The organism is uncultured Cellulomonas sp. (genome assembly GCF_947494015.1).
Classification (GTDB): Bacteria; Actinomycetota; Actinomycetes; order Actinomycetales; family Cellulomonadaceae; genus Pengzhenrongella.
In genome coordinates, this window is the sequence record NZ_CANLTL010000002.1 from 193,383 (window position 1) to 217,644 (window position 24,262).

Below are 24,262 nucleotides of genomic sequence, written 5' to 3' on the forward strand. Positions count from 1 at the left end.
CGTGGAGGTCCTCGTCGTCGACGAACAGGGGAGAGCCGGGTGCTCACCCGGACTTCCGGTGAACGCCTGGGGCAGCGCCCAGGTTCCCACACGGGTGGGACGATGAAGCACATGACCGACCAGACCGACCCGCCCACGCACGACCCCGCCGCGCCCGTCCCGCCGCCCCTGCCCACCCCGGCGCAGGTGGCCCTCGCCGGCGCGGTCCACGAGATCGAACGGCACGTGGCGACGGCCGGCTGGGACGGCCCGGTCCGCGTGTTCGCGCTCGTCCGCACCGCCGCCGCCCTCGACGCCTCCCCCGAGCTCGCCGACCAGCTGCCGCCCGACGTGGTCACGGCGGCCCGGGCGGACGCGAGCCACCTGACCTCGGTCGAGCAGGAGGGCCTGCCGGGCGCCACCGACCTGGAGGAGCTGCTCGGCGGCCTGCAGTGGCCCGACACCGTGGACGGCGCGGCCGTCGTCGTCGAGCGTGTCGTGCTGCCGCCCGCTGCCGAGGAGGGCATGCCCGCCGACGACGACGCGGCGCTGGCCTACCTGATGGCGCACCCCGACCGGCAGGACGTCCGGATCGCCGTCGGCGCGCTGCGCAGCGGCGAGTCGTGGACGGCGCTGCGCACCCGCGCGAACGACTCCGACGACGACGTCGCCGTCGGGCCCGACCTGGTGCCCGGGCTGCTCGAGGCGCTGCGCGCGACCTTCAGCTAGGCGGTCGCCGTCGCGGTGGACCCGCCGGGACGCCGGCGACGCCCGGACCGCTCAGGACGCGGCCGTACAGGTGGGCAGCGTGTCGGCCTGGCCGGCGCCGATCGCCTCGATCGCGTCGCGCCCCTCGGCCAGGGTCGCGACCCGGACCACCCGCAGCCCGTCGGGCACGTGCCCGACGACGTCCGGGCAGTTGGCCGCGGGGGCGAGGAACCAGTCCGCGCCGTCCCGCTCGGCGCCCGCGAGCTTCTGCGCGATGCCACCGATCGGCCCGACCGTCCCGTCGACGTCCATGGTCCCGGTCCCGGCGACCACCTCGCCAGCGACCTCGTCCTCGGGGGTGAGCAGGTCCACGATCCCGAGCGCGAACATGAGGCCCGCGCTCGGGCCGCCGATGTCCTCGATGCGGATGGTCACGTCGACCGGCAGCGTGAACTGCGGGTCGATGAACACCCCCAGCTGGCTGCCGCCGTCGGGCCGCTCCCCGGTGACGACGTCGAGGTCCAGCCGCTCGCCGTCTCGCAGCACGCCCAGCGCGACGTCGGTCCCGGGCGGTGTCTGGGCGAGCGCGTCGATGAGGGCGGTGTAGGAGTCGACGGGCTCCCCCTGGAACGACACGACGACGTCGTCCTCCTCGACGACACCCATCGCTCCGGTGCCCTCGACCGCGCCTGCCACGACCAGCTCGGCGGGGACGTCGAAGTCGAGCTCCTCGAGCGCGGCGACGGTCGCGCTCTCCTGCGACGACGTCATGGCCGCCTGGTTCTGCTCGTCGAGCTGGTCCTGGGTGATGTCCGGGGCGAACACCGCCTCGACCGGCCGCACCGTGCGGGACCCGGACAGCCAGCCGGACACCACCTGCGGCAGCGTCGCCGGGTAGCCCGGTCCACCGACGACCGAGACGGTGGTCAGCCGCAGCTCACCGGTCGACGGGTACGTCGGCGTCCCGTCCTCCACCTCGATCAGCGGCGCCCCGTCGACCTCGCCGAGCGTGTCGCGCGTCGGACCCGGCGAGCTGACGGCGTACGGGACCCGCAGGAACACCATGACCGTGAGCAGCAGCAGGGTCACCAGCACCGCGACGCTCATCGTGACCGACCGGGGCGACGGCGCGGCGGCGTCGGCGGGACCGGGGAGCGGCTCGGCGTGCGCACCGGCGTCGGGGCGGGCGGCGGTCTGCGGCGTGGGCAACTGCTCGGGCACCGCACGATCATCCCCCACGGCGCGCGTCGGCACGCGGCGGCACTTCGGCGGCACGGGCCGGACGCCCGCCGGGCGTCGGTGGTGCGCCGTCAGCGAACCGCGTGCCCGCACCGACACGGGCGCCCGCGGGGCCCGGCCGGTTGTGGTTACCGTGGAGCGACCCGCCGCCATCTGACCAGGAGGCACCCATGACCAGCGAGAACCCGGCCGGCGCAGCGGGCGAGCCCCCCGCCTGGGAGGAGCTGCTGCGGTCGATGTTCGGCGCGGACGCCGACGAGGCGCTGCGCGAGCTGCGGGCCCGCGGCATGGACCCCGCGGCGATGGCGGCCGCGGCCGGGCTGCCCGACGACGCCCGGTCGCTCGGCCACGTGCTGGCCCAGGTCCAGCGGATGCTCGCGGCCTCCGGTGACGGCCCCGTCAACTGGGACGTCGCCCACGACGTCGCCCGGCAGGCCGCGGTCGCCGAGGGCGACCCGTCGCTGACCCGGGCGCAGGTGCGCGCGGCCACCGAGGCGCTGTCGGTCGCCGAGCTGTGGCTCGACGCCGCCACGGACCTGCCGCCGTCCGGCGGTGGCTCGCGGGCGTGGAGCCGCTCGGAGTGGGTCGAGCACACGTTGCCCACGTGGCGCACCCTGGCCGAGCCGGTCGCCGGCTCGCTCTCGGAGGCCTTGGCCGGCGCGCTGCGTGGTCAGCTCGGGGACGCGTTCGGCCCCGACGGCGGCGGTCTCGGTCTGCCGCCCGGTGTCGGGCTCCCCGGGGGGCTGGGGCTGCCGGGGATGGGGGGCGCGGTCGGCGGCGCGGGCGGCTTCGACCCGGGCCAGATGCTGCGTCAGCTCGGCTCGGCGGTGTTCGGCATGCAGGTCGGCCAGGCCGCGGGGACGCTGTCCCGGGAGGCGTTCGGCGCCACCGACATCGGTCTGCCGCTGCTGCGTGAGCCCGCGACCGTGCTGCTGCCCGCCAACGTCGCCGCGTTCGCCGACGGCCTGGACGCGCCGCTGGAGGAGGTCCGGCTGTTCCTCGCCCTGCGGGAGGCGGCGCACGCGCGGCTGTTCACGCACGTCACGTGGCTGCGCGGGCACCTGCTCGGCACCGTCGAGGCGTACGCCCGCGGCATCACCATCGACGTGGAGAGCCTGGAGGAGGCGGTCAGGTCCATCGACCCGACGGACCCCGAGGCCCTGCAGGCGGCGCTATCCGGGGGCGTGTTCGCCCCGCACACCACCCCCGAGCAGCTCGCCGCGCTGGGCCGGCTGGAGACCGCGCTCGCCCTGGTGGAGGGATGGGTCGACGAGGTCGTGGCCGCTGCGGCCCTGCCGCACCTGCCGCACGCCGTCGCGCTGCGGGAGATGATCCGCCGCCGGCGCGCGGCCGGCGGCCCGGCCGAGCAGACCTTCGCGTCCCTGGTCGGGCTCGAGCTGCGGCCGCGGCGGTCCCGGGACGCCGCCGCGCTGTGGGCGCACATCACCCGGGCCGGCGGCACGGGCGCCCGCGACGCCGTGTGGGACCACCCGGACCTGCTGCCCACGGCCGAGGACCTCGACGACCCCGCGGGCTACGCCGCCCGCCGGGCGGAGACCGAGGACGCGCACGCCGACGTCGACCGCGCGCTGGAGGAGATCTTCGGTGGCGCGACCGGCGGCTCGGGCGACGGCACCGCCGACGGCGGTGCGGACGGCGGGACCGCCGAGGACGGGCGGGGGACGCACCCGGGCGCGTGACCGGGCCGGCGGGTCAGCCCGCGCGGCCGGGGGGCGCGTCGGCGTCGTCGCCGTCCGGGCCGACGTCGTCCGCGTCGTCGTCGGTCACGGGGCCGAGTGACCCGTCCTCGTCCGGCCCGTCGTCGCCGGGACGGTCGTCGCCGGGCCCGCGGTCGTCCCGGTAGGAGTAGCCCTCGAGGAACCCGCGGGCGCGCTCCGTGCGCGGGTAGGCCTCCAGCTCCGCCCAGAAGTCCGGTCCGTGCCCGGCGTGCAGCAGATGCACGAGCTCGTGCAGCAGGACGTAGTCGATGACCCACCGGGGCATCCCCTGCACCCGCGTCGAGATCCGGATCGTGCCGTCGACCGGGGTGCACGACCCCCAGCGGCGTCCCTGCCGGGTCGACCAGGCGACGCTGGACGGGCGCGCCCGTCCCCCGAGGTATCGGTCGGACAGCTCCGCCGCCCGGGCGGCCAGCCCCTCGTCGGACGGCCGACGCCGGCGCTCCTGGGCGGCCAGCCGGGCCACCATGCGCTGCACCCACTCGCGCTCCTGCGCCCGCGTGAACCGCGCCGGGATGGAGATCACCGTCGTGTCACCCTCACGGAAGGCGGTCACCGTCCGCACGCGCTTGCGGCTCCGGCGCACCTCGACGGGGCCGGACGGCGTGGACGACTGCACGCGCTGACGCTAGCGGGCGGGCCCCGACCTCGACGCCCTGATCGGCACCATGTCGCCCGGACGGGGCGTGCGGATCGGCGGCTCGCGGGCGGCGAGCGCGCGTGGCGCGCCGCATCGGCCACTACTGTGGCGGTGCAGGGGGACCTGTGGCCGCCCGGCTGCACGACCTTGCCGCCGACCGCCGGACCCCGCGACGGCGCACAGACATCCGAACGGAGACAACTCATGGCTGAGACGTACAAGGGCGAGTTCTACTGCGTGAAGTGCAAGGAGAAGCGCGAGACGGAGGGGGACGTCGTCGTCTCCGAGTCCGGCCGCAAGATGGCCAAGGGCATCTGCCCGGTGTGCGGCACCAAGCTGAACCGGATCCTCGGCAAGGCCTGATCGACCTCCGCACCGCCGAAGGGGCGGCCCGCGCGTCGACCACGACGCGCTGGGCCGCCCCTTCGCTGTCCGCCGTGGGCGCGGGCCGCCGCGCGGGCCTGTGGACGGGCGGCCGGGGAGCGCCGGCGCCGCTGGCACGCTGACGGCACAGGCCCGGCGCAGCGTGCCCGGGTCCCGGTCCCCGGAGGTGACGCGTGCGGCTGCGACCCGGCCTCGCCGTCCTGTGGCGCGGTCCCGACGAGGTGCAGGTCGGCACCGACCCGCGCTGGGCCGTCCGGCTGACCGGCCTGCACGCGGCGCAGGTCCACGCCCTCACGTCCCTGCCTGACGGCGCGCCGCTGCCGGACCTGGATGCGCTCGTCCCGGGCGACGCCGACGCAGCGGCGGACGGCACGGCGGCCGGCACGGCGGCCGGCACGGCGGCCGGCACGGCGGCCGGCACCGCGGTGCCGGTCGACGGGCTGCCCCGCGGGCACGTCGGCCCGGTGCGGGCGGCCCTCACCGACGCGCGACTGCTCGTGCCCGCGCCCGTGCGGCGCGCCGCACCGGCCACCGCACCCCTGCCCTCGGGAACCGCCGCCGACGCCGCCGCCTGGTCGCTCGTGCTGGACGACGGCGACGGTGACTCGCTCGTCCGCTCCCGCGCCGACCGCGTGGTGGGCTTCCTCGGCGCCGGACGCCTCGCCCTCACGGCGGCGTGCGTGCTGGCCTGCGCCGGGGTGGGCACCGTCCTGCTGGACGACGACGCCCCGGTGACCACCGCCGACCTGGGGGTCGGCGGGTTCACCGCCCGCGACGTCGGCTCCTCGCGCGCGGCGGCCGCGGCGCGGGTCCTGCGGGACCTCGCCCCGCAGGTGCGCACGTCCGGCCCGACGTCGGTCCGGCCCGACGTCGTCGTCAGCGTGGAGCACGCGGTCGCCGACGCGGCGCGTGCGCGGACGATGATGTCGGCGGAGCTGGTGCACCTGTCGGTGGTGGTGCGTGAGGCGGACGCGTTGGTGGGGCCGCTGGTGCGGCCCGGCGCGTCACCGTGTCTGCGCTGCCTGGACCTGCACCGGACCGCGGCCGACCCGGCGTGGCCGGTGCTGGCAGCCCAACTGGCGGCCGACCCCCGGCGCCGGAGCGCGCCGGAGGAGTCGACCGTGGCCGCCGTCGCCGGTGCCCTCGCCGCCGGCCAGGTCCTGGCGCAGCTGGACGGCCGGACGCCGTCGACCGTCGGGGCGAGCCTGGAGCTGACGTTGCCCGACGTCGTCCCGCGGGTGCGCCGGTGGGCGACGCACCCCGAGTGCGGGTGCGCCGGTCTGCCGGGTCCGCTCGCGCGCGACCCGGCAGACCGGCACACCGGCTCACGCCGCCGGTGAGGCGTCCTTGCGCGGCCGGCCACGCCCGCGCTTGGTGGCGACGACGACTCCGGCCACGAAGACCTCACCACCCCACACGCCCCACGGCTCGGCGCGCTCCAGAGCCCCCGCGAGGCAGCCCTGGACGAGCGGGCACTCCCGGCACAGGGCCTTGGCCTGCTCCACCCGGGCGGTCTGCTCGGCGAACCACAGCTCGGGGTCGTTGTTCCGGCACGGGATGAGTCCCGCGACCATCTCGTCGAAGCTGCGACGATCGTCGGTGGGATCCGCCACCGGTGTGGTCGGCCAGGGTCCGGATCCGCCCTGGTTCACTGCGTCGAGCAGCATGGTCTGCCGCACGATGTCCTCCTGATGTCCTGGCGATGAGCGGGGCGATGGTGGGAGCCCGACGCGGTAGCCGTGGCTCCTCCTCCCCGGAGACATCCGGACAAAGAGAGAGGCCGCGGTCCGTGACGGACTCCGCGGCCTGGGATCTGGTCGTGTCAGACCATCGGGATCCTGGCTCGAGCGGAGTCACGTGCGGGGTCGCTGTGAACGGGCACAGCTCCGCCCCGCACCCCGTCGAAGGTGGGCGCGAGCGTGCGCCGTGCGCGGTCGGCGGCGAGAGCCGCCTGGGTGTCGTCGTACTTCTTCATCGCCTCTCGCCTCCTCCACAGGTCCGCGCCGCATCGCTGTGATGCGGGTCTCAGCAAGAACAGCGATCACGTTAGGCCCCGGCGCGTCAGGCGCACAACCTCTTTTGTCGCCGCGCATGACGTCCGGGGTCCCGCGCCCGTCCGCGCAGGTGCGCCGGACCGCGTCCCCGCGGGTCAGCGCACCCGTCAGCGCACCTCGGCGCCGGCGGGCCGACCGCCCGGACCGGACCGGTGACCGGCGACGAGCGCGAGCATCGCCGGACCGAACTGGTCCAGCTTCAGCGGGCCGATGCCCTTGATGCGCGCGAGGTCCGCCATGGACCCCGGGCGGGTCTCGGCCACCGCGGCGAGCACGGCGTCGGAGACCACGGTGAACGCCGGCCGGTCGACCTCGGCGGCGACCTGTGCGCGCCAGTCGCGCAGCTCGGCGAACAGGCCTTCGTCGTACTCGCCCGTCAGCAGAGCGCGTCCGTGAGGCCCGGCAACGCTGCGCCGGCGCGGCGCGCCGTCCTCGGGCCACAGCCCGTCGAGGAACCGGGTGCGGCGGCGCGACGCGCGACCGCCCGGGGTGCGCGAACGCGCGTACGACACCTCGAGGTGCTCCCGGGCCCGGGTGATCCCCACGTAGAGCAGCCGTCGCTCCTCGGCCACCGCCTCGTCGGTCTCCGCGAGGGAGATGGGCATCAGCCCCTCACTCATGCCGGCCAGGAAGACGGCGTCCCACTCCAGGCCCTTGGCCGCGTGCAGCGAGGCGAGGGTGACGCCCTCCACGGTGGGCGCGTGCTGTGCGGCGGCCCGCTCGTCCAGCTCGGCGAGCAGGTCGACCAGCGACGCCTGCCGGCGCGCGGCCAGGTCGTCGGCCAGGGCGACCAGGGCCTGCATCGACTCCCACCGCTCGCGCGCGGCGCCACGCGCAGCGGGCGGGTCGGGCGACCAGCCCGCCGAGAGCAGCACGTCACGGACGACCTGCGTCATGGGCGTGTCCGCGTCCGCGGACCGCCCGGCGCCGCGCAGCAGCACGATCGCCTCGCGGACCTCGCGCCGGGCGAAGAACCGCTCACCTCCGCGCACGAGGTACCCGACACCGGCCGCGGTCAGGGCCTGCTCGAACGCCTCCGACTGCGCGTTGGTCCGGTACAGGACCGCCACCTCGCTCGCGCGCGTCCCGGCCGCGAGCAGGCGGGCGATCCGCGACGCGATCCCGGCGGCCTCGGACTCGTCGTCGTCGTACGCCGTGAAGCCGACCGGCGGGCCGGCCGGCCGCTGGGCGACCAGCTCCAGCGCCGGCGCCCCGCGCCGGCCACGCTGGGCGATCACCCGGTTGGCCAGCCCGACGACCTGCGGCGTGGAGCGGTAGTCGCGGACCAGCCGGACGACCTGGGCGCCGGGGTGGACGGTGGGGAAGGTCAGCAGGTGGTGCGGCGTCGCACCGGTGAACGAGTAGATGGTCTGGCTGGGGTCCCCGACGACGCACAGCTCGTCACGCCCGCCGAGCCACTGGTCGAGCAGGAACTGCTGCAGCGGGGAGACGTCCTGGTACTCGTCCACGACGAAGTGCCGGTACTGGCGGCGGACCTGCTCGGCGACGTCGCCGCGGGTGCCGAGCATGTCCGCGAGCATGAGCAGCACGTCCTCGAAGTCGATGACGCCGCGCTCGGTCTTCACGTCCTCGTACCGGGCGAGGAGCCGGGCCACGGTCTGCCGGTCGAAGCCCGCCGGCGCCGGACGGTCGATCGCCGTGGTCGCCCGCACGTAGTCGTCCGCCGTGACGAGCGAGACCTTCGCCCACTCGACCTCACCGGCGAGGTCGCGGACGGCGATCCGGTCCACCGACAGCGACAGCCGTGCGGCGGCCTCCGCGACCGCGGGCGCCTTGTGCTCGAGGATGCGCGGCGGGGCACCGCCGACGACCTTGGGCCAGAAGAACCCGAGCTGGCGCAGCGCGGCGGCGTGGAACGTCCGCGCCTGGACGCCGGCGACCCCGAGGTCACGCAACCGGGTCCGCATCTCCCCGGCGGCGCGTGCGGTGAAGGTCACCGCCAGCACGGTGGTCGGCGTGTACACGCCCGTCCGCACTCCGTACGCGATGCGGTGGGTGATCGCCCGGGTCTTGCCCGTGCCGGCCCCGGCGAGCACGCAGACGGGTCCGCGCAGCGCGAGGGCGACCGCGCGCTGGTCGGGGTCGAGGGCGTCGAGGATCTCGTCGGCGGACATCGCGACGATTGTCCCAGCCGGCACCGACAGTCCGGTGCGCCGCCGGTCGCCGCCCGTGCCGGGGTCTCCACCCTGCGGTGGTGGTCACGCCCGGCCGGGAATGGGCCCGGACGCCGCCGTGGTTGTGCAGGCGACGCGCGGCGCCCTGGACGGGCGCCCAGGACCCGCACCCGGAGGACCCATGACGACCACCACGCCCGCCGACGGCACCATCACGATGTACTCCACGACCTGGTGCGGGTACTGCCGCCGGCTCAAGACGCAGCTCGACTGCGTCGGCATCGCCTACACCGAGGTGAACATCGAGCAGGACCCGGCTGCGGCGACGTTCGTGGAGAAGGTCAACGGTGGCAACCAGACGGTGCCGACCGTGGTGTTCCCCGACGGCTCGGCCGCCACGAACCCGTCGCTCGCGGACGTCAAGGCGCGCCTGGGCGTCTGACCCGGGGGCCGCGCGGCGCCGCTGCTGGCTCCGCGCGGCGCCCGCTGCCGTCCGCGGTGGCGGACGGCGAGGTCGTCGGCGGCGTGGTGCCTCGGCGCCGTGATCGCCCCAGTGGTCTCCGGCGACGTCGCCGCCGGCGCGGTCCCGGCACCGCGGAACCCCGTGCCGGCGCGCTACTCCCCGGCGAGCGGCGCGCCGGCCCACTCCTCGATCAGCGCCCGCGCGATCGACGACCGGGACGGCAGCAGCACGGAGCGCGCCGCGACCTCGGCGGCGAGCCCGTCACGGGTGAACCACCGCGCCTCGGTGATCTCGGTCCCGTCGACGGTGATGTCCGTGGTGGTGGCCCGCGCGCGGAAGGCCAGCATGAGCGAGGCCGGGAAGGGCCAGGGCTGGCTGCCCCGGTAGACGACCTCGCCGATCGTGACCCCGACCTCCTCCTCGACCTCGCGGCGCACCGCCTGCTCGAGCCCCTCCCCCGGCTCGACGTAGCCCGCGAGCGTGGAGTAGCGGCGCTCGGGCCAGTGGGCGGCGTGCCCCAGCAGGATCCGGTCGGCGTCGTCGACGACGGCCATGATCACCGCCGGGTCGGTGCGGGGGTACTGGTCGCGCCCCTCGGTGGGGCAGTGCCGCACCCAGCCGGAGTGCCCCACGACGGTCGGTGTCCCGCACCGCGGGCAGCACCGGTGGCTGCGGTGCCAGGCCGCGAGCGCGACCGCCGTCACGCCGAGCCCGGCGTCGCGGGCGGGCATCGTGGCCCCGACCGCACGCATGTGGGACCACTCGAGCGACTCCAGCCGCAGCGCGAGCTGCGCGGACGCGTCGTCGTGGCCGGCGACCGGTGCGGTGGCGGCGTCGGCGCGGTCGGTCACGGGCGCCTCGGGCGCGGTGGCCTCGGACGCGGTGGCCTCGGACGCGGTGGCGGCGTCGGGCGCTGGTGCCGGGTCGGCGAGCACGCGGGCGAGGTAGCCGCGCTCGGTGTCCGCACCCAGGAACAGCCAGCCGTCGTCCGCGGGGTCGAGCGCCTCAGCCTCCGCCGGCTCCACCAGCCGGAGCGCCGGCGAGGTCGACGCTGACGACGCGCCGGACGCCGTCGCGACCAGTCCCCCGCGGACCAGGACCACCCGGGTGGAGGGGTCGGCGCGCAGCCGCGTCAGCAGCTGCGGATCGGCCCGGCGCTCGGCCGCGCGGTCGACGGTCGCACGGGCCAGGGGCAGGTCGGTCCAGTTCACGCCGTCACGCTAACCCGCACGGGACACGCCCGCGCCGGGGCGCCGGATCCGCGCGGGCGCGCTCTACCCTGGCGTCGTGCCTCGTTCCCCGCTCGCGCTCGCCGCCCTCGCGACGGTGGCCATCCCCGGGATGGACGCCTTCGACGTCCGCCGCCCGGCTCCCGGCGGCGGGGATCACGACGTCGCCGTGGTGATCGACTCCGAGCGACGCCGGTGGGTCGTGCGCGCCCCCGCGAGCCCGGCTGCCGGCGCGTCCCTGGAGGCGGAGACCGCGCTACTCGAGCTGCTCGCCGAGCACGTCGACGCGGGCCGGGTCCCGTTCCGGGTACCGCGCCCGGCCGGCTTCGCGCACCTGCCCGAGGGCGGTCGCGCCGTGGTGCACCGCGAGGTCGCCGGCCGACCGCTGCGGATCGACGCACTGGCGGCCGGACCGGGGCTCGCCGCATCGCTCGGCCGGGCGATCGCCGCCCTGCACGAGCTGCCGGTCGACCTGGTCGAGAACGCCGGCCTGCCGACCTACGACGCGGCGTCGTACCGGGCGCGGCGGCTCGCCGAGCTGGACGAGGCCGCCCGGACCGGCAAGGTCCCCCCCGCGCTGCTGCGCCGGTGGGAGGAGCAGCTCGAGGACGTCTCGATGTGGCGCTTCCAGCCGACCGTCGTGCACGGCGACCTCAGCGCCGAGCACGTGCTCAGCGACGGGATGACGGTGACCGGCGTGCTGGCCTGGGGGGACACGCAGGTGGCCGACCCCGCCGACGACCTGGCATGGCTGGTCGTGGCCGCACCCGAGGACGCCGTCGAGTCCATCATGGAGGCGTACCAGCTGCGCCGCACCGAGCTCACCGACCCGCACCTGCTGGACCGGGCGCTGCTCGCGGGCGAGCTCGCCCTGGCGCGCTGGCTGCTGTACGGCGTGCGATCCGGTGACCCGGCGGTCGTCGCCGACGCGGTGGGGATGCTCGAGGAGCTGGACGACCACACCCACGCCGCCGACACCGAACCCTCCCTGGCCTGATCCTCGCCGAGCGGTGGCCGGGCGTCCGGTGACCCCGGCGTCCCGACGGCTCACCCGGTCGACGCCTCCTCGAGCAGGGCCTCGATCTCCGACTCGTCCAGCAGCCGCTCCGGCGTGACGGTCTGCCCCGTCCCGACGTAGCAGAACGCCGCATCCACCCGGTCGATCGGCGTACCCGACCACCTGGACCACGCGAGCCGGTAGACGGCAAGCTGCACCTCTCGGGCGCGTGCGGCGACGGCGTCGGCCGGTGGGCGGCCGGTCTTCCAGTCCACCACGGTGACCCTGCCGTCGGGGCCGTCGAACACCGCGTCGACCCGGCACCGCAGCACGTAGCCGGCGACCGGGGTCTCGATGTCGACCTCGACGGCCCGGGGGCGCATCGCCGCCCAGGGCGTGGCCAGGAACCGTGCCCGCAGCTCCGCGCCGCCGGCGTCGACCGGCACCGAGTCGTCGTCCGCCCCGGGCAGCGCCTCGACGTCGACGAGCGACGCGGACCCGAAGTAGCGCTCGACCCACGCGTGGAAGTCCGTGCCGCGCCGCGCCTGCACCGACGGCTCGAGCGGGACCGGCCGGCGCAGCGCCTCGGCGAAGGCGGCCCGGTCGGCGGCGAGCCGGACGACGGCGGAGGCGGACAGGTGCGGGGGGAGCGGGACGTCGGCGCGCGGCTCACGGAGCCGGTCCCGCTCCGCGAGCAGCAGCTCGGCCGTCCGCCGCAGGGACATCTCGGCCCCCAGGCCCGGACCGGCGGCCGCGGGGTCCGCGGGGTCGGGACCGGCGCCGTCCCGGGACCCGGCCTGCTCGGCGGGCCCGGCGCTGCTCCCGCGCTCACCCTCCTCGGGCAGCACGGCCAGCGCGGACCGGACGGCGGCCGCGGCGGCGACGACCCGTGCACGCCGCGGTCCGGCACCGAACGGGTCGGTCGGCCAGGTGTGGGTCACCGGTTCGGCGGTGCGTGGGTTGACCGCACCGAGCCCCGGTTCGGCGGCCCACCCGTCGGGCTGGACGAGGCCGGCACGCACCAGCTCCTGCAGGAACGCCGACGGCGGCTGGGGCTCCTTGCGGTCGCGCCACCACGACCCGCTGAGCAGCAGCGCGGAGCGGGCCCGGGTCAGGGCGACGTAGGCCAGCCGGCGCTCCTCGGCGACCTCGTGCGCGCCCACGTCGCGGCGGAACTGCTTGCGGCGTGACTCGAGCTCCTTCTGGTCCACCGCGTCGTCGATCACCAGGACGGGCAGCTCGTCCGCGTCCCCACGCAACGGGTACGGCAGCACGCCGAGCCCCGTCAGCCACCCGCCCGCCGCGGGACCGTGCGGACCGGTCGTCGACGTGGCCGGCAGGACGCCGTCGGTCATGCCGGCCACCGCGACGACGTCCCACTCGAGCCCCTTGGCCGCGTGGATGGTGATGAGCTGGACGGCGTCCGGGTCCGGCTCGGTCACCGGCCGGTCCAGCCCCCGCTCCTCGCGCGCGGCCGCGTCGATCCAGGCCAGGAACGCGCCCAACGTGGGGGCGTCCGCACCGTCGCTGAACTGCACGGCGACGTCGCGGAACGCGTCGAGGTGGGCTCTCGCGCGGCCGGGGCTCACCCCCGGACGGGCGGCCACCTCGATGTCGAGCCCGAGCAGCCGCTCCGCCTCACCGACCAGCTCGGGCAGCGACAGGTAGGTGTGCGAGCGCAGCGTCCGCAGCAGACCGGCGAGGTCCTCGAGCCGGTCCCGGGCGGCGTCGGTCAGGGACCGTCCGGTGTGGCTGCGCCACGCCCGCGGCGGCAGGTCGTCGAGCGCATCGACGATGCTGCGCTCGTCGACCACGTCACCCTCCACCAGGACGGCCCCGCCGGCGTCCAGGGCGACGTCCCCGCCCGGGTCGTCCGTCCGGTCCACCGCCGCACCACGGTCCGCCGAGGCGCGGTCGGCGCTGCCGGCCCCGTGGGCGCGCGCCAGCTCACCGGCCCAGTGCCCGAGCGCATGCAGGTCCGCAGCGCCCAGCTGCACCCGTGCACCGGTGAGCAGGCGCATCAGCGCGTCGCCGCGTGACGGGTCGTGCGCCACCCGCAGCACCGACACCAGGTCCACCACCTCCGGCGTGTGCAGCAGCCCGCCGAGCCCGACCACCTCCACGGGAAGGCCGGCGCCGCGGAGCGCGACCTCCAGGGCGTCGAACTGCGAGCGCTTGCGACACAGGACCGCGGCGGTCACCCGGCCGCCGCCCGGTCCCCGACCGGCGGGTCGCCACCGATCGGCGACGAACTGCGCGACCGCAGCGGCCTCCTGCTCGACCGTGGCGGGGTAGACCGAGCGCACCGTCCCGGCTGCGGCGCGGGGAGCGGCCACGAGCGGGGGGACATCGACCAGCCGGGCGACGTCCGGCGCACCCGGATCACGACGTGGGGCACGCAGCGGCCCCGCGACAGCGTTCGCGGCAGCGAGCACCGCGTGGTCGTTGCGCCACGACGTCGACAGGTAGCGCACCTCGGCCGGCGCGGTCCGACCGTCGACGACCCGCGGGAACCGCTCCGGGAAGCGCTCGAGCCCGCCGGCGCTCGCACCACGCCAGCCGTAGATGGACTGGTGCGGGTCCCCCACCGCGGTCACGGGGTGGCCCCCGCCGAACAGCGCCGAGAGCAGCTCGAGCTGCGCGTGGGAGGTGTCCTGGTACTCGTCGAGCAGCACGACCCGGAACCGGGACCGCTCGGTCAGCCCCACCGCGTCCACCTCCCGGGCCAGCCGGGCCGCGATGGTGACCTGGTCCCCGAAGTCGATGACGTCCGCGACGCGCTTGCGCCGGTGGTACGCCTCGACGACGTCGAGCAGGCGCGCGCGCTCACCGAGCGACCGCACCAGGGCCGCGACCTCGGCGTACGGGCCCTTCTTGCGTGGCGCGTCGGGGATCTCCAGGAGCGCGGCGGCCAGGTCCTCGATGACCGACCGCGCCTGCGCCGGGGTGCACAGGTGCTCCGCCAGGGCGCCGGACAGGGACAGCACGGCGTCCACGAGGGTCGAGGTGGCCGCCTCGGTCTCCAGGTCGCCTGCCCACGACTCCACCACGGCGTGCGCCAGCTGCCACTGCCCCGCCTCGCCGAGCAGACGGGACGTGGGCTCGATCCCGAGCCGCAGGGCGTGGTCGGTCACGATGGAGGCGGCGTAGGAGTTGTACGTCGAGACCGTCGGGCGGGCCAGGTCGAGGCCGCGACCGGTGACCGCACCGGCCCCGGGCGAGGCTCCGTCGGCCCCGGCGGCCGACCCCTCGGTGGTCCGCAGCGACGCGGGCAGCGCGAGCCCGGCGCCCGGCACGGCACGCAGCAGCCGCCGCAGCCGTAGCCGGACGCGGTCGCCGAGCTCGGCCGCGGCCTTGCGGGTGAAGGTCAGCCCCAGCACCTCGTGCGGCGCCACGTGCCCGTTGGCGATCAGCCACACGACCCGCGCCGCCATGGTCTCGGTCTTGCCCGACCCCGCGCCGGCCACCACGAGCAGGGGCTCGAGCGGTGCCTCGATGATCCGGACCTGGTCGGGCGTCGGTGGGTCGCGCTCGAGCAGGCGCGCGATCTCCACCGCCGTCAGCGTGCTCACTCGACCACCTGCCGACCCTCGGTGCGCACCGGGCAGCTGGCTCGCACCGGGCACATCTCGCACAGGTCGTTGACGCGCGCGGTGAACGCGGACGCCGCCATGGTGGTCGCGACCCCCTCGACCATCGTGCGCGCCCAGCTCGACCCGTCCTCGGCCACCTCGAGCGCGCCCTGGGCACGCACGGTCGCCCTGGCGCCGAGCGCGACGAAGACGAGCTGCGCGCCCGCGCTGCGGGTCCCCGGCGGCAGGGCGTCGAACGCACCCTCGGCGACGGCGAGCTGGTAGCTGCCGAGCTGAGGGTTGAGATCGGTCTCCGCCGCGCTGGGTGCCCGCTTGCCGGTCTTCAGGTCGACGATGCGCACGACCCCCGCGCCGACGTCCTCCACCCGGTCGACGACGCCGCGCAGCACGGCGCGGTCCAGCTCGACGCTGAACTCCGCCTCGCGCAGCACGGCCCGACCGGCCTCGGCGACGTAGGCGGCCAGCCGACCGATCATGCGCTCGGCACGCCGACGCTCGGCGACCGACGGCCAGCCGGGAGCCAGGCCCAGCTCCGGCCAGCGCCGGTCGAGCTCCGCGAGCATCTCGGTCTCGGTGCCGTGCGGCAGCGACTGCGCGATGGCGTGCACCAGCGTGCCGAGGGTCTGGCTGGTGCCGTCGGCCACGGTCCCGCCCGCGGACTCCAGCGCCCACCGCAGCGCGCACGTGGAGACCGTCTCCGCCTTGGACGGCGACACCGGGACCTTCTCGTCCGCCGCCCACAGCGGGGCCGCGGTGGTGACCGCGGCGAGCCCGTGCCAGCCGGCCGGGTCCGCACCCTCCACGCCGGCCCGGGCCAGCCGGGCGAGCAGCGACGCCGCCTCCGCGTCGACCGCACCGCGCGGCTCGCCGAGTCCGGCCTCGAGCCGCGAGCGGAGCAGTCCCACCAGGCCGCGCAGGTCCAGGGGTGTCGGCGCACCGGCGAGGCGCGGGTCGCGCGCCTGCGCCGCCTCCCCGGCCGTGCCCCCGCCGAGGTCCGGCGGCTGCACGAGGTCGATGAACGGGGACGGCTGCTGGTCGGCGTCCGACACGGCGGTGACCAGCAGCGCGACGCGGGCTCGGGAGGTGGCCAGGGCGAACGACCGCAGCTCGTCCGCGAGCACGGCGGTGCGTGCCTGCGCCCCGGCGACGTGGCCGTCCTGCGCGCGGCCGGCGAGCAGCTCGACCAGCCCCTGGGCGCCCAGCAGGGAGTCCCGCAGCCGCAGGTCGGGCCAGGTGCCGTCCTGCACGCCCGCGACCACGACGACGTCCCACTCCCGGCCGGCTGCGCCGGCGGGGGTCAGGACCGGCACGGTGCGGCCGACGGCGCCCTGGGCGGCCAGGCTGTCGGCCGGCAGGTCCTGCGACTCCAGGTAGTCCACGAACGCCAGCGGTGGCGACTGCGGCATCCGGTCGGCAAACGTCTCGGCCGCGCGGAACAGGGCCATCACGGCGTCGAGGTCGCGGTCGGCCCGGGCCGCGGCCGGACCGCCCGCGAGCGCCGCCCGCCGCCACGGCTCGGCCAGCCCCGCCGCCGACCACAGGGACCACAGGACGGTCTGGGCGGTCGCCGCCGGCTCCAGACCGGCCAGCCGCCCGGCCGCGAGCAGCCCCGCCAGGCGCTGCGGACCCCGACGCACCGTGGCCGGCAGCGTCGCGGTCCGGGCCGGGTCGGCGAGCATCTCGACCAGCAGGGCGTCGCTCGCCCGCCCACCGCCACCGGCGAGCTCCTCGGCGCGCAGCGCCCGGCGGACCCGGCGCAGTCCCACCGCGTCGGCGCCACCGTACGGCGAGGTCAGCAGGCTGACCGCGGCGTCGGCGTCCAGCGCCGACGGGTCCAGGGCGCAGCGCAGCGCGAGCAGCAGCGGGCGCACCGCCGGCTCCTCGCGCAGCGGGACGTCGCTGCCGAGCACCGAGACGGGCACGGACGCCCCGGCGAGCGCGCGTCGCAGGGCGGCGACCTGGCCACCGGACCGCGCAACGACCGCCATCCGGTCCCACGGCACACCACGCTCGAGGTGCGCGGCCCGCAGCGCGTGCGCCACGTAGGCCGCCTCCTGCGCGGCACTGGGCAGGACGGCGACCCGCGCCGTCGTCGGGTCGTGGTCCCCGCGGCCCGAGCCGGCCCCGGCCGCCGGGGCGAGCTGGGGTGCGGACGCCCGCCGGTGCGCCACGCCGGCCACCGCCCCGATCTCCTGGGTCACGGCCACGGTCACGTCGCGCAGCGCCGGCCCCTGCCGCCAGGCCGTGCCGAGCACGAGCTGCTCCGCGCCCAGCTCGCCGAGTCCCCGGCCGGCGACCGCTGCTCGCCCGACCAGTGCGGGGGACGCCCCGCGGAAGGTCTGCACGGCCTCATCGGGATCGGCGAACAGCACCACGCGCGCGCCGTCGTCGGCCAGGACGCGCAGCAGGCGCGCGGTCGCGGCGGTGCTCTCCTGGTGGTCGTCGACGACCACCAGGCGCCAGCGCGGTCGCGGCGCACCCGGCAGCTCGGTCTCCCACGTCCCCAGCGCCTCGGCCGCCTCGTCGACCACGACGGCCGGGTCGTAGCGGTCGCCGGCGTCCGGCGTCGCCTGGCGCAGCTCGGTGACGTCGAGGTACTCCCGGTACAGGTGGGCCGCCGCCGTCCACTCAGGACGGCCGTGACGCCGGCCGAGGGCGGCGAGGTCCTCGGGAGCCAGACCACGCTCGGCGGCGCGCATGAGCAGGTCGCGCAGCTCGTCGCGGAAGCTGCGCAGCCCGAGCACCTCGGGCGGGACCGACGCCGGCCAGTCCAGGGGGACGCCGTCGCCGGCGGCGTGCCCGGCCAGCAGCTCGGCCAGCAGGAGGTCCTGCTCCGGCCCGGAGATGAGCGTGGGCGCGGGCTCGCCGCGGTACGCCGCGCGGGCGCGCAGCACGGAGAACGCGGCCGAGGCCGCGGTCCGCACCACGGGCTGGCCCGCGGTGCGACGCAGCCGGGCCGACAGCCGGTCGCGGACGTCCGCCGCCGCCCGGCGGGTCGGCACGAGCACGAGCACGTCGTGCGGGGCGAGCCCGAGCGCGTCCGTCGCCGCGACGACCGACTCGATCGCCGTCGTGGTCTTGCCGGTGCCCGGTGCCCCGAGCACGAGCAGCGCCGACTGCCCGCCGGCAGCGACCGCCTCGACCACCGCGCGCTGGGTCGCGTCCAGCGCCACCGCGGCACCACCCGCCGGCGACGGGCGCACGAGGCGGACGCGAGGAGCGTCCAGCAGTCCGGAGCGGTTCACGCGAGGATCACATCACGGGCCACCCACACGCCCCGCCACCACCGCCGTCGCCCGACCCCGCACCGCCGGCGCCCGCCCCCTCGGGAGCCGGCTCATCCCTGCGGGTACGGCCAGCCGTTCGGCTCGCACGGCGAGACCGCGAGCGACTGCTGCTGCATGAGCGGCGCCGGCCCCGACCCCGGGCAGCGTTCGTGCTGGTGCCCGAGCAGGTGGCCCACCTCGTGGTTGACCAGGTACTGCCGGTACTGCGTCCGGTCCGCGAACTCCGGTGTGGCCTCGACCCACCGGCGGACGTTGAGCGCGGCGTGCCCGTTGCGGCCGCACGACACCTGCCCACCGGTGTCGAGCGGGGCGCACATCGTGTCGACGAGGTCGGGCGAGGCGAGCACGACCCGGATGTCGGCCGGGCCGTCGGTCTGCGCGAACGCGACCTCGCCCCGCGCGCCCCACCCGCGCGGGTCGGTGAGCGTGGCCATCACCGTCGCGGCGAACGCGGGCCCGTCCACGGCGAGCCCGCGCTCCACCTCGACCCGGACGGTGCGCACCGGTCCCGGCCCGACCGCGGGAGCCGCGCCGGGGACCACGTCGAGCACGCCGTCCGCGGACTGCGGGACGTCGAGGGAGAGCAGGCCCGCGGCGCGGTCCTCGGGGGTGAGCCACAGCGGGCCGACCGTGTCGCGGTCGACCACCTGCGGCAGCGGGAGGGGGCGGACGTCAGTCAGCTCGCCGGGCGCGACCGACACCACCGGCGCATCCGCGGCCGCGGGCGCGTCCACCCCGGCCGCGGACGCCCGCACACCGGAGCGCTGCACCGCGGTGCCGCGCAGCGGGTCGACGTCGTCCGTGCCGCCCGGTCGGGTGGACCCGCCGGCCGACGACGTCGACGCGTCCGCACGGGCCCCGGCTGCCGGCCCGGTCCACGCTCCCCCGGTCAGCGACGCCGTCCCGACGCCGGCCATCGCCGCCACCGTGACGACCCCCGCCGCCACCCACGTCGGGGGGGTGGCCACGACCGGCCGACCCGACCGAGCGCGCGAGGGGGGCATCGACGCGACGGGCGCGCGCCGGGCACGCCCGTGGCGGGGGGTGGACCGCGGCGGCAGGGCGAGGGGCCACGGTCGCGGGGTCATGGCCCTATGGTCACCCGGCGTCACAGGCGCTGGCTACCATCGGCGGGTGACCCAGACCACGGGCGTGCGTCCGCGCGGCCCCCGCATGGGCCGCGACGCCCGGCGGGCGCAGGTCCTCGCCGTGGCTCAGGAGCTGTTCGCCGGCGAGGGCTTCCACCACGTGTCGATGGACGACATCGCGGTCCGGGCGGCGGTGTCCAAGCCGGTCCTGTACCGCCACTTCCCGTCCAAGCTGGACCTGTACCTCGAGGTGGTCGAGGAGCGCGGCACCGAGCTGCTGCGGGCGGTCGACCAGGCCCTGGCCCCCGTCGTGGCCGGACCGGTGCGGCGCGGTGAGGGACGCCAGGTCGTGCACGCGCTGGTGCGGGCGTACTTCGAGTTCGTCGAGGCCGCCGGCGAGTCGTTCTCGCTGCTGTTCGAGTCCGACGTCACCCACGACGCCGCGGTCCGGGCCCGGGTCGAGCAGGCCGCGGCCCAGGCCGCGCAGGGCATCGCCCGGGTGCTCGCCGACTTCACCGGCCTGCCCGACCAGCACACGTCGCTGCTCGCCGCGACGCTGGTCGGGATGGCGCAGACCGGTGCCACCAGCAGGTTCCGTGCCGACGCCCCGCTGGACGTCGACGAGGCCGTCGACCTGGTCGCGCGGCTCGCCTGGCACGGCGTCGCCGGGCTCGTCCGGACCGACGCCGGCGGGCACCCGCCGCCCGAGGCCACGCCCCCGGCCGCCGACCCGAGCCGATCCGGACGTCGCCCGTAGGATTGCCCGTGCTCCCACCTGCCCGCGCACGTGGCGGGGAGCAGCGTGCCCGGCGAGCGTCGTCGGGTCCCGGAACTGACGAGGGAGAGCACCGTGGACATCACGATCGGCGTCCAGAACCAGGCTCGCGAGCTGGTCATCGAGTCCGACCAGACGTCCGAGGAGATCGTTGGGATCGTGTCGGCCGCGCTCGAGGGGAAGCCGCTCCTCGAGCTGCGCGACACCCGGGGCCGACGGGTGCTCGTCCCGACGGCCTCGATCGGGTACGTGGAGATCGGGTCGGAGGAGAAGAGCCGGGTGGGCTTCGGCTCGCTGTAGACCCCGTCGCGGAGCGCTGCCCCGGTCGTCACCGGCCGGGGCAGCGCTCTGCCCGGCCTCTGCCAGTGCCCGTCCCGGGCCCGCCCCGAGGCGATCAGGGGGTCGGGCCGAGGCGGTCAGGCGGTCAGCCCGAGCCGCCCCATCCGGCGGGTGTGCTCGGCGGTGAGCCGGCCGAACAGACGCACCGAGGCGTCGCCGACGGCGTCGGACGACGGCGCCGTCGCGTCCGGCTCCCCCGGTGCGGGCAGCGCGAGTCGCGCGAGCGACGGCTCGGTGACCAGGAGGTTCTGCACGACGCCGAGGGCCTCGCCCACCAGACGTCGGCCCCACAGCGCCAGCCGGGACGTGAGCACCTCGTCGTCGGCGGCCGCGGCGGCGAGGGTCGCGACCGTCAGCTCCGCGTGGCTGGCGCCGTCGAGGACGTCCATCACCAGGTCCCGTGTGTCGTCGTCGAGCCCTGCGGCCGCGGCCTTGCAGAAGTCGTCGGCGACCCCGTACCCGACGTACGCCGTGAGCAGCCGCTCCCACCACGACCCGGGGGTGGTCCGCGCGTCGAAGTCGTCGAGCACCCGGGCGAACCGCGCCAGCTCGACCTGCGGCGACCCGCCCAGCTCGGTGATCCGCGCCACGACGCGGTCCAGCCGGGCGACCGCTCCGGCGGAGAAGTGCACGAGGCGCAGCTGCTGGTCGAGGGTCGGAGCCAGGGCCGAGTCCGCGGCGAGCCGGGTGAAGGCCGTGAGCTCGAGGTGGCCGACGAGCCCCAGCAGCGCCAGGACGTCCGCACGGCCGGCGCTCGCACGAGGGTGCGTCACTGCTGCGGTCATCCGCCGAGCGTAGCCGTCGCGTGGCCGGCGTCGGATACCATGGCCGGGTACATCGGTTGCCCGGTCGTCCCGACCGCATCGCCCCGCAGCGGCCACGCCGCCGCGGCCGTGACACATTCACGATCGGCTGCCGGCCATCCTCAGCGATGAGGCCCGCTCGCCGACCCGGCGCCTGCGCACCCGCCGCACGCCACCTGGCGCAGCCCGCGACCTCGACGCCGACCAGCACGTGAGGCACCACGACGTGACGACGACCGACCCGACCACCGGCCCCGCTGCGCGCAGCAGCGTCCAGGCCACCGACCCCAGCTTCGCGGACTTCGACGTCCGCCCCGAGATCGTGGAGTCCCTCGCCGCGGCGGGGATCGTGAACCCGTTCCCGATCCAGGCGATGACCCTGCCGGTCGCGCTCGCCGGGCACGACATCATCGGGCAGGCCAAGACCGGCACGGGCAAGACCCTCGGCTTCGGCGTCCCGCTGCTGCACCGCGTCGTCGCGCCCGGGGAGGACGGCTACGACGCACTGCCCGCGCCCGGCAAGCCGCAGGCGCTGGTGATCGTCCCGACGCGCGAGCTGGCCGTCCAGGTCGCCGGTGACCTCGCCACCGCCTCCAGCCGGCGCTCGGTGCGTGTGCTGCAGCTCTACGGGGGCCGCGCCTACGAGCCGCAGGTCTCCGCACTGCAGACGGGCGTCGACGTCGTCGTCGGCACGCCGGGGCGGATGATCGACCTGCTCAACCAGGGCTACCTGGACCTGACGTCGGTGCGCTGCGTCGTGCTGGACGAGGCGGACGAGATGCTCGACCTCGGCTTCCTGCCCGACGTCGAGCGGCTGCTCTCCCGCACGCCCGCCTCACGCCACACCATGCTGTTCTCGGCGACGATGCCCGGTGCGGTGGTCGCGATGGCGCGTCGGTACATGACGCAGCCGACGCACATCCGGGCCAACGACCCGGACGATGCCGGCGCCACCGTCAAGAACACGACGCAGGTCGTCTACCGCGCGCACGCGCTGGACAAGGTCGAGGTGCTCGCCCGGCTCCTGCAGGCCGAGGGCCGCGGCCTGACGATCGTCTTCGCCCGCACCAAGCGGACCGCGGCCAAGGTCGCCGACGAGCTGGTGGCCCGCGGGTTCGCCGCCGGCGCGATCCACGGCGACCTCGGTCAGGGTGCGCGCGAGCAGGCCCTGCGTGCGTTCCGCAACGGCAAGGTCGACGTGCTGGTGGCGACCGACGTCGCCGCGCGGGGGATCGACGTCGACGACGTCACGCACGTCGTCAACTACCAGTGCCCCGAGGACGAGAAGACCTACCTGCACCGCATCGGACGTACCGGTCGCGCGGGCAAGAAGGGCACGGCGGTCACCTTCGTCGACTGGGATGACATGCCGCGCTGGGGGCTCATCAACAGGGTGCTCGACCTCGGCATCCCGGAGCCCGTCGAGACGTACTCCAGCTCGCCGCACCTGTTCACCGACCTGGGCATCCCGGCCGGCACCAAGGGCACGCTGCCCCAGGCGGCCCGGACCCGCGAGGGCCTGGACGCGGAGAAGCTCGAGGACCTCGGCGAGACCGGCAAGCGCCACAGCTCGAGCGTCCGCGACGGCGGCGGCCGTGACGCCGGGCGTGGTCGTGGTGGGCGCGACGGCGGCAGCCGTGCGGGCGGCTCGCGGGACGGCGGCTCGCGTGACGGCGGCCGCGACGCCGGTCGTGGTCGCGGCGCGTCCGGTCGCCGCGACGGCGGGGGCCGCAGCACCGCGGCGCCCGACGCCCCCCGCGCCACGGACGCCGATGCAGCCCGTGACACCGCTGCCCCGGCCGGGAGCAGCGCTCCGGCGGAGGCGGCGGGCGGCGACCGTCCGCGTCGCAACCGCAGCCGCCGTCGGACCCGCAGCGGCGCCCTGGGCGCGGCGGGCTCGTCCGACGCGGCAGCGAGCGCACCGACCGCAGGCACCGACGCCTGACGCACACCACCGCACGACGACGGCGGCCGCGGACACGACGTCCGCGGCCGCCGTCGTCGGTGGGGTCAGACGCCGGAGCGGTCACCGCCCGGCGGCCACCTCGACCGCCCGCACGGCCTCCTCGACGCCGCGGTCCCACGGCGCTCCGTGCCCCGGCAGCACCCAGCGGACCCCCAGCCCCCGCAGGCGGCGCAGCGAGCTCAGCGCCTGCTCCGGGTCGTCGGTGAACGGCGCGGGCTGCGGCCCGACCCGTCCGGTCAGCACGTGGCGCGTCGTCAGGGCGTCACCGACGAAGACGGCGTCGACGGCGGGGACATGCACCGCGACGCTGCCCGGGGAGTGCCCCGGCAGGGCGACCATGCGGGGCGCACCGGGCAGGTCGAGCACGTCGCCGTCGTGGACGGTGACGACCTCGGTGACGTACGTGGTGCGCAGCCCGCCCTTGCGTGCGGCGTAGGTCAGGAAGCGCGCCACCGCCCGCGGGTCGACCCGTCCCCAGGTCGCGCGCGGCCGGACCTCACCGCGCGCCCGGGCGGCGTCCGCGGCATGCACGTGGATCGGCACGCCGTGGTCGCGCCGCAGCCACTCGGCGAAGCCCAGGTGGTCGGTGTCACCGTGGGTGAGCACGAGGCCGCGGACGTCGTCGACCGTGCGGCCGACGGCGTCGAGCTCGGCCAGCAGCTCGCGACGGTGCCCGGCGAGCCCGGCGTCCACGACGGTCACGCCCGCGTCGGTGACCACGAGGTAGGCGGCCACCAGGTCGTTGCCGATGCGGTGCAGTCCGGGTGCGAGCTCCATGGTCATCCTCGGGACGTCGGGTCGCCGGCGATGGCCGGCATGGCTACGCTAGATAGCCTTCAAGGCT

The 24,262-nt window shown here is 76.7% G+C and carries 20 protein-coding genes; 9 read left to right on the forward strand and 11 right to left on the reverse strand.

Going from position 1 to position 24,262, the window contains the following annotated elements:
- Nucleotides 1-111: 111 nt before the first annotated feature.
- Nucleotides 112-708, forward strand: coding sequence for a PPA1309 family protein (locus tag Q0840_RS02710; protein WP_298455975.1), 597 nt, complete (start codon nt 112-114; stop codon nt 706-708).
- A gap of 51 nt (nt 709-759) precedes the next feature.
- Here Q0840_RS02710 and Q0840_RS02715 read toward each other — a convergent pair whose 3' ends face one another.
- Complete coding sequence (locus tag Q0840_RS02715; RefSeq protein ID WP_298455978.1) at nt 760-1,908, reverse strand: PDZ domain-containing protein; 1,149 nt, start codon at nt 1,906-1,908, stop codon at nt 760-762.
- 188 nt (nt 1,909-2,096) lie between these two features.
- Between Q0840_RS02715 and Q0840_RS02720 the strand changes: the two genes are divergently transcribed.
- Nucleotides 2,097-3,626 (forward strand): zinc-dependent metalloprotease, encoded by a 1,530-nt coding sequence (locus Q0840_RS02720; protein WP_298455981.1) that lies wholly within the window; start codon nt 2,097-2,099, stop codon nt 3,624-3,626.
- A 13-nt stretch (nt 3,627-3,639) separates the two neighbouring features.
- On the opposite strand, the gene Q0840_RS02725 is transcribed toward Q0840_RS02720, so the two are convergent.
- The gene (locus tag Q0840_RS02725; protein ID WP_298455983.1) at nt 3,640-4,284 is read right to left on the reverse strand and encodes a M48 family metallopeptidase; all 645 of its coding nucleotides are present in this window, start codon (nt 4,282-4,284) and stop codon (nt 3,640-3,642) included.
- Nucleotides 4,285-4,509: 225 nt separating this feature from the next.
- Between Q0840_RS02725 and Q0840_RS02730 the strand changes: the two genes are divergently transcribed.
- Nucleotides 4,510-4,668, forward strand: a complete 159-nt coding sequence (locus tag Q0840_RS02730) for a DUF5679 domain-containing protein (RefSeq protein ID WP_298455985.1) — start codon at nt 4,510-4,512, stop codon at nt 4,666-4,668.
- A 194-nt stretch (nt 4,669-4,862) separates the two neighbouring features.
- Nucleotides 4,863-6,029: a ThiF family adenylyltransferase gene (locus tag Q0840_RS02735; RefSeq protein WP_298455988.1), complete on the forward strand. Its 1,167-nt coding sequence runs from the start codon at nt 4,863-4,865 to the stop codon at nt 6,027-6,029.
- On the opposite strand, the gene Q0840_RS02740 is transcribed toward Q0840_RS02735, so the two are convergent.
- From Q0840_RS02740 to Q0840_RS02750, 3 genes are all read right to left on the reverse strand, one after another.
- Nucleotides 6,015-6,368: a WhiB family transcriptional regulator gene (locus tag Q0840_RS02740; RefSeq protein ID WP_298455991.1), complete on the reverse strand. Its 354-nt coding sequence runs from the start codon at nt 6,366-6,368 to the stop codon at nt 6,015-6,017. The genes Q0840_RS02735 and Q0840_RS02740 overlap by 15 nt on opposite strands.
- Nucleotides 6,369-6,511: 143 nt before the next feature.
- Nucleotides 6,512-6,664 carry a hypothetical protein gene (locus Q0840_RS02745; protein WP_298455994.1) on the reverse strand — a complete coding sequence of 51 codons (153 nt, stop codon included), beginning with the start codon at nt 6,662-6,664 and terminating at the stop codon, nt 6,512-6,514.
- Between the two features lie 186 nt (nt 6,665-6,850).
- Nucleotides 6,851-8,878: an ATP-dependent helicase gene (locus Q0840_RS02750; RefSeq protein WP_298455996.1), complete on the reverse strand. Its 2,028-nt coding sequence runs from the start codon at nt 8,876-8,878 to the stop codon at nt 6,851-6,853.
- A gap of 181 nt (nt 8,879-9,059) precedes the next feature.
- Here Q0840_RS02750 and Q0840_RS02755 point away from each other — a divergent pair, with 181 nt between their 5' ends.
- Nucleotides 9,060-9,320, forward strand: coding sequence for a mycoredoxin (locus tag Q0840_RS02755; RefSeq protein WP_298455998.1), 261 nt, complete (start codon nt 9,060-9,062; stop codon nt 9,318-9,320).
- 173 nt (nt 9,321-9,493) lie between these two features.
- Here Q0840_RS02755 and nudC read toward each other — a convergent pair whose 3' ends face one another.
- Nucleotides 9,494-10,552, reverse strand: a complete 1,059-nt coding sequence (gene nudC, locus Q0840_RS02760) for an NAD(+) diphosphatase (RefSeq protein ID WP_298456000.1) — start codon at nt 10,550-10,552, stop codon at nt 9,494-9,496.
- A gap of 76 nt (nt 10,553-10,628) precedes the next feature.
- Between nudC and Q0840_RS02765 the strand changes: the two genes are divergently transcribed.
- Nucleotides 10,629-11,567, forward strand: a complete 939-nt coding sequence (locus Q0840_RS02765) for a phosphotransferase (RefSeq protein ID WP_298456008.1) — start codon at nt 10,629-10,631, stop codon at nt 11,565-11,567.
- 50 nt (nt 11,568-11,617) lie between these two features.
- Here the strand turns inward: Q0840_RS02765 and Q0840_RS02770 are convergent, their stop codons facing one another.
- From Q0840_RS02770 to Q0840_RS02780, 3 genes are all read right to left on the reverse strand, one after another.
- Entirely contained in the window at nt 11,618-15,139 is a 3,522-nt protein-coding gene (locus tag Q0840_RS02770) for an ATP-dependent DNA helicase (RefSeq protein WP_298456011.1), read from the reverse strand.
- Nucleotides 15,136-18,405, reverse strand: a complete 3,270-nt coding sequence (locus Q0840_RS02775) for an ATP-dependent helicase (RefSeq protein ID WP_367183060.1) — start codon at nt 18,403-18,405, stop codon at nt 15,136-15,138. The genes Q0840_RS02770 and Q0840_RS02775 overlap by 4 nt, the downstream gene beginning before the upstream one ends.
- Before the next feature lie 92 nt (nt 18,406-18,497).
- A complete protein-coding gene (locus Q0840_RS02780; protein ID WP_298456014.1) occupies nt 18,498-19,415 on the reverse strand; it encodes a DUF3152 domain-containing protein in 918 nt (305 codons plus the stop codon).
- Between the two features lie 166 nt (nt 19,416-19,581).
- Between Q0840_RS02780 and Q0840_RS02785 the strand changes: the two genes are divergently transcribed.
- The gene (locus Q0840_RS02785) at nt 19,582-20,292 is read left to right on the forward strand and encodes a TetR/AcrR family transcriptional regulator (protein ID WP_298456017.1); all 711 of its coding nucleotides are present in this window, start codon (nt 19,582-19,584) and stop codon (nt 20,290-20,292) included.
- A 93-nt stretch (nt 20,293-20,385) separates the two neighbouring features.
- On the forward strand, nt 20,386-20,610 hold the full coding sequence (locus Q0840_RS02790) for a DUF3107 domain-containing protein (RefSeq protein WP_298456020.1): 225 nt from the start codon (nt 20,386-20,388) through the stop codon (nt 20,608-20,610).
- Nucleotides 20,611-20,726: 116 nt separating this feature from the next.
- Here the strand turns inward: Q0840_RS02790 and Q0840_RS02795 are convergent, their stop codons facing one another.
- The gene (locus Q0840_RS02795; RefSeq protein ID WP_298456023.1) at nt 20,727-21,434 is read right to left on the reverse strand and encodes a ferritin-like fold-containing protein; all 708 of its coding nucleotides are present in this window, start codon (nt 21,432-21,434) and stop codon (nt 20,727-20,729) included.
- Nucleotides 21,435-21,678: 244 nt separating this feature from the next.
- Here Q0840_RS02795 and Q0840_RS02800 point away from each other — a divergent pair, with 244 nt between their 5' ends.
- The gene (locus Q0840_RS02800; protein WP_298456026.1) at nt 21,679-23,397 is read left to right on the forward strand and encodes a DEAD/DEAH box helicase; all 1,719 of its coding nucleotides are present in this window, start codon (nt 21,679-21,681) and stop codon (nt 23,395-23,397) included.
- Nucleotides 23,398-23,478: 81 nt separating this feature from the next.
- Here Q0840_RS02800 and Q0840_RS02805 read toward each other — a convergent pair whose 3' ends face one another.
- Nucleotides 23,479-24,195, reverse strand: a complete 717-nt coding sequence (locus tag Q0840_RS02805) for an MBL fold metallo-hydrolase (RefSeq protein WP_298456029.1) — start codon at nt 24,193-24,195, stop codon at nt 23,479-23,481.
- Nucleotides 24,196-24,262 lie beyond the last annotated feature (67 nt).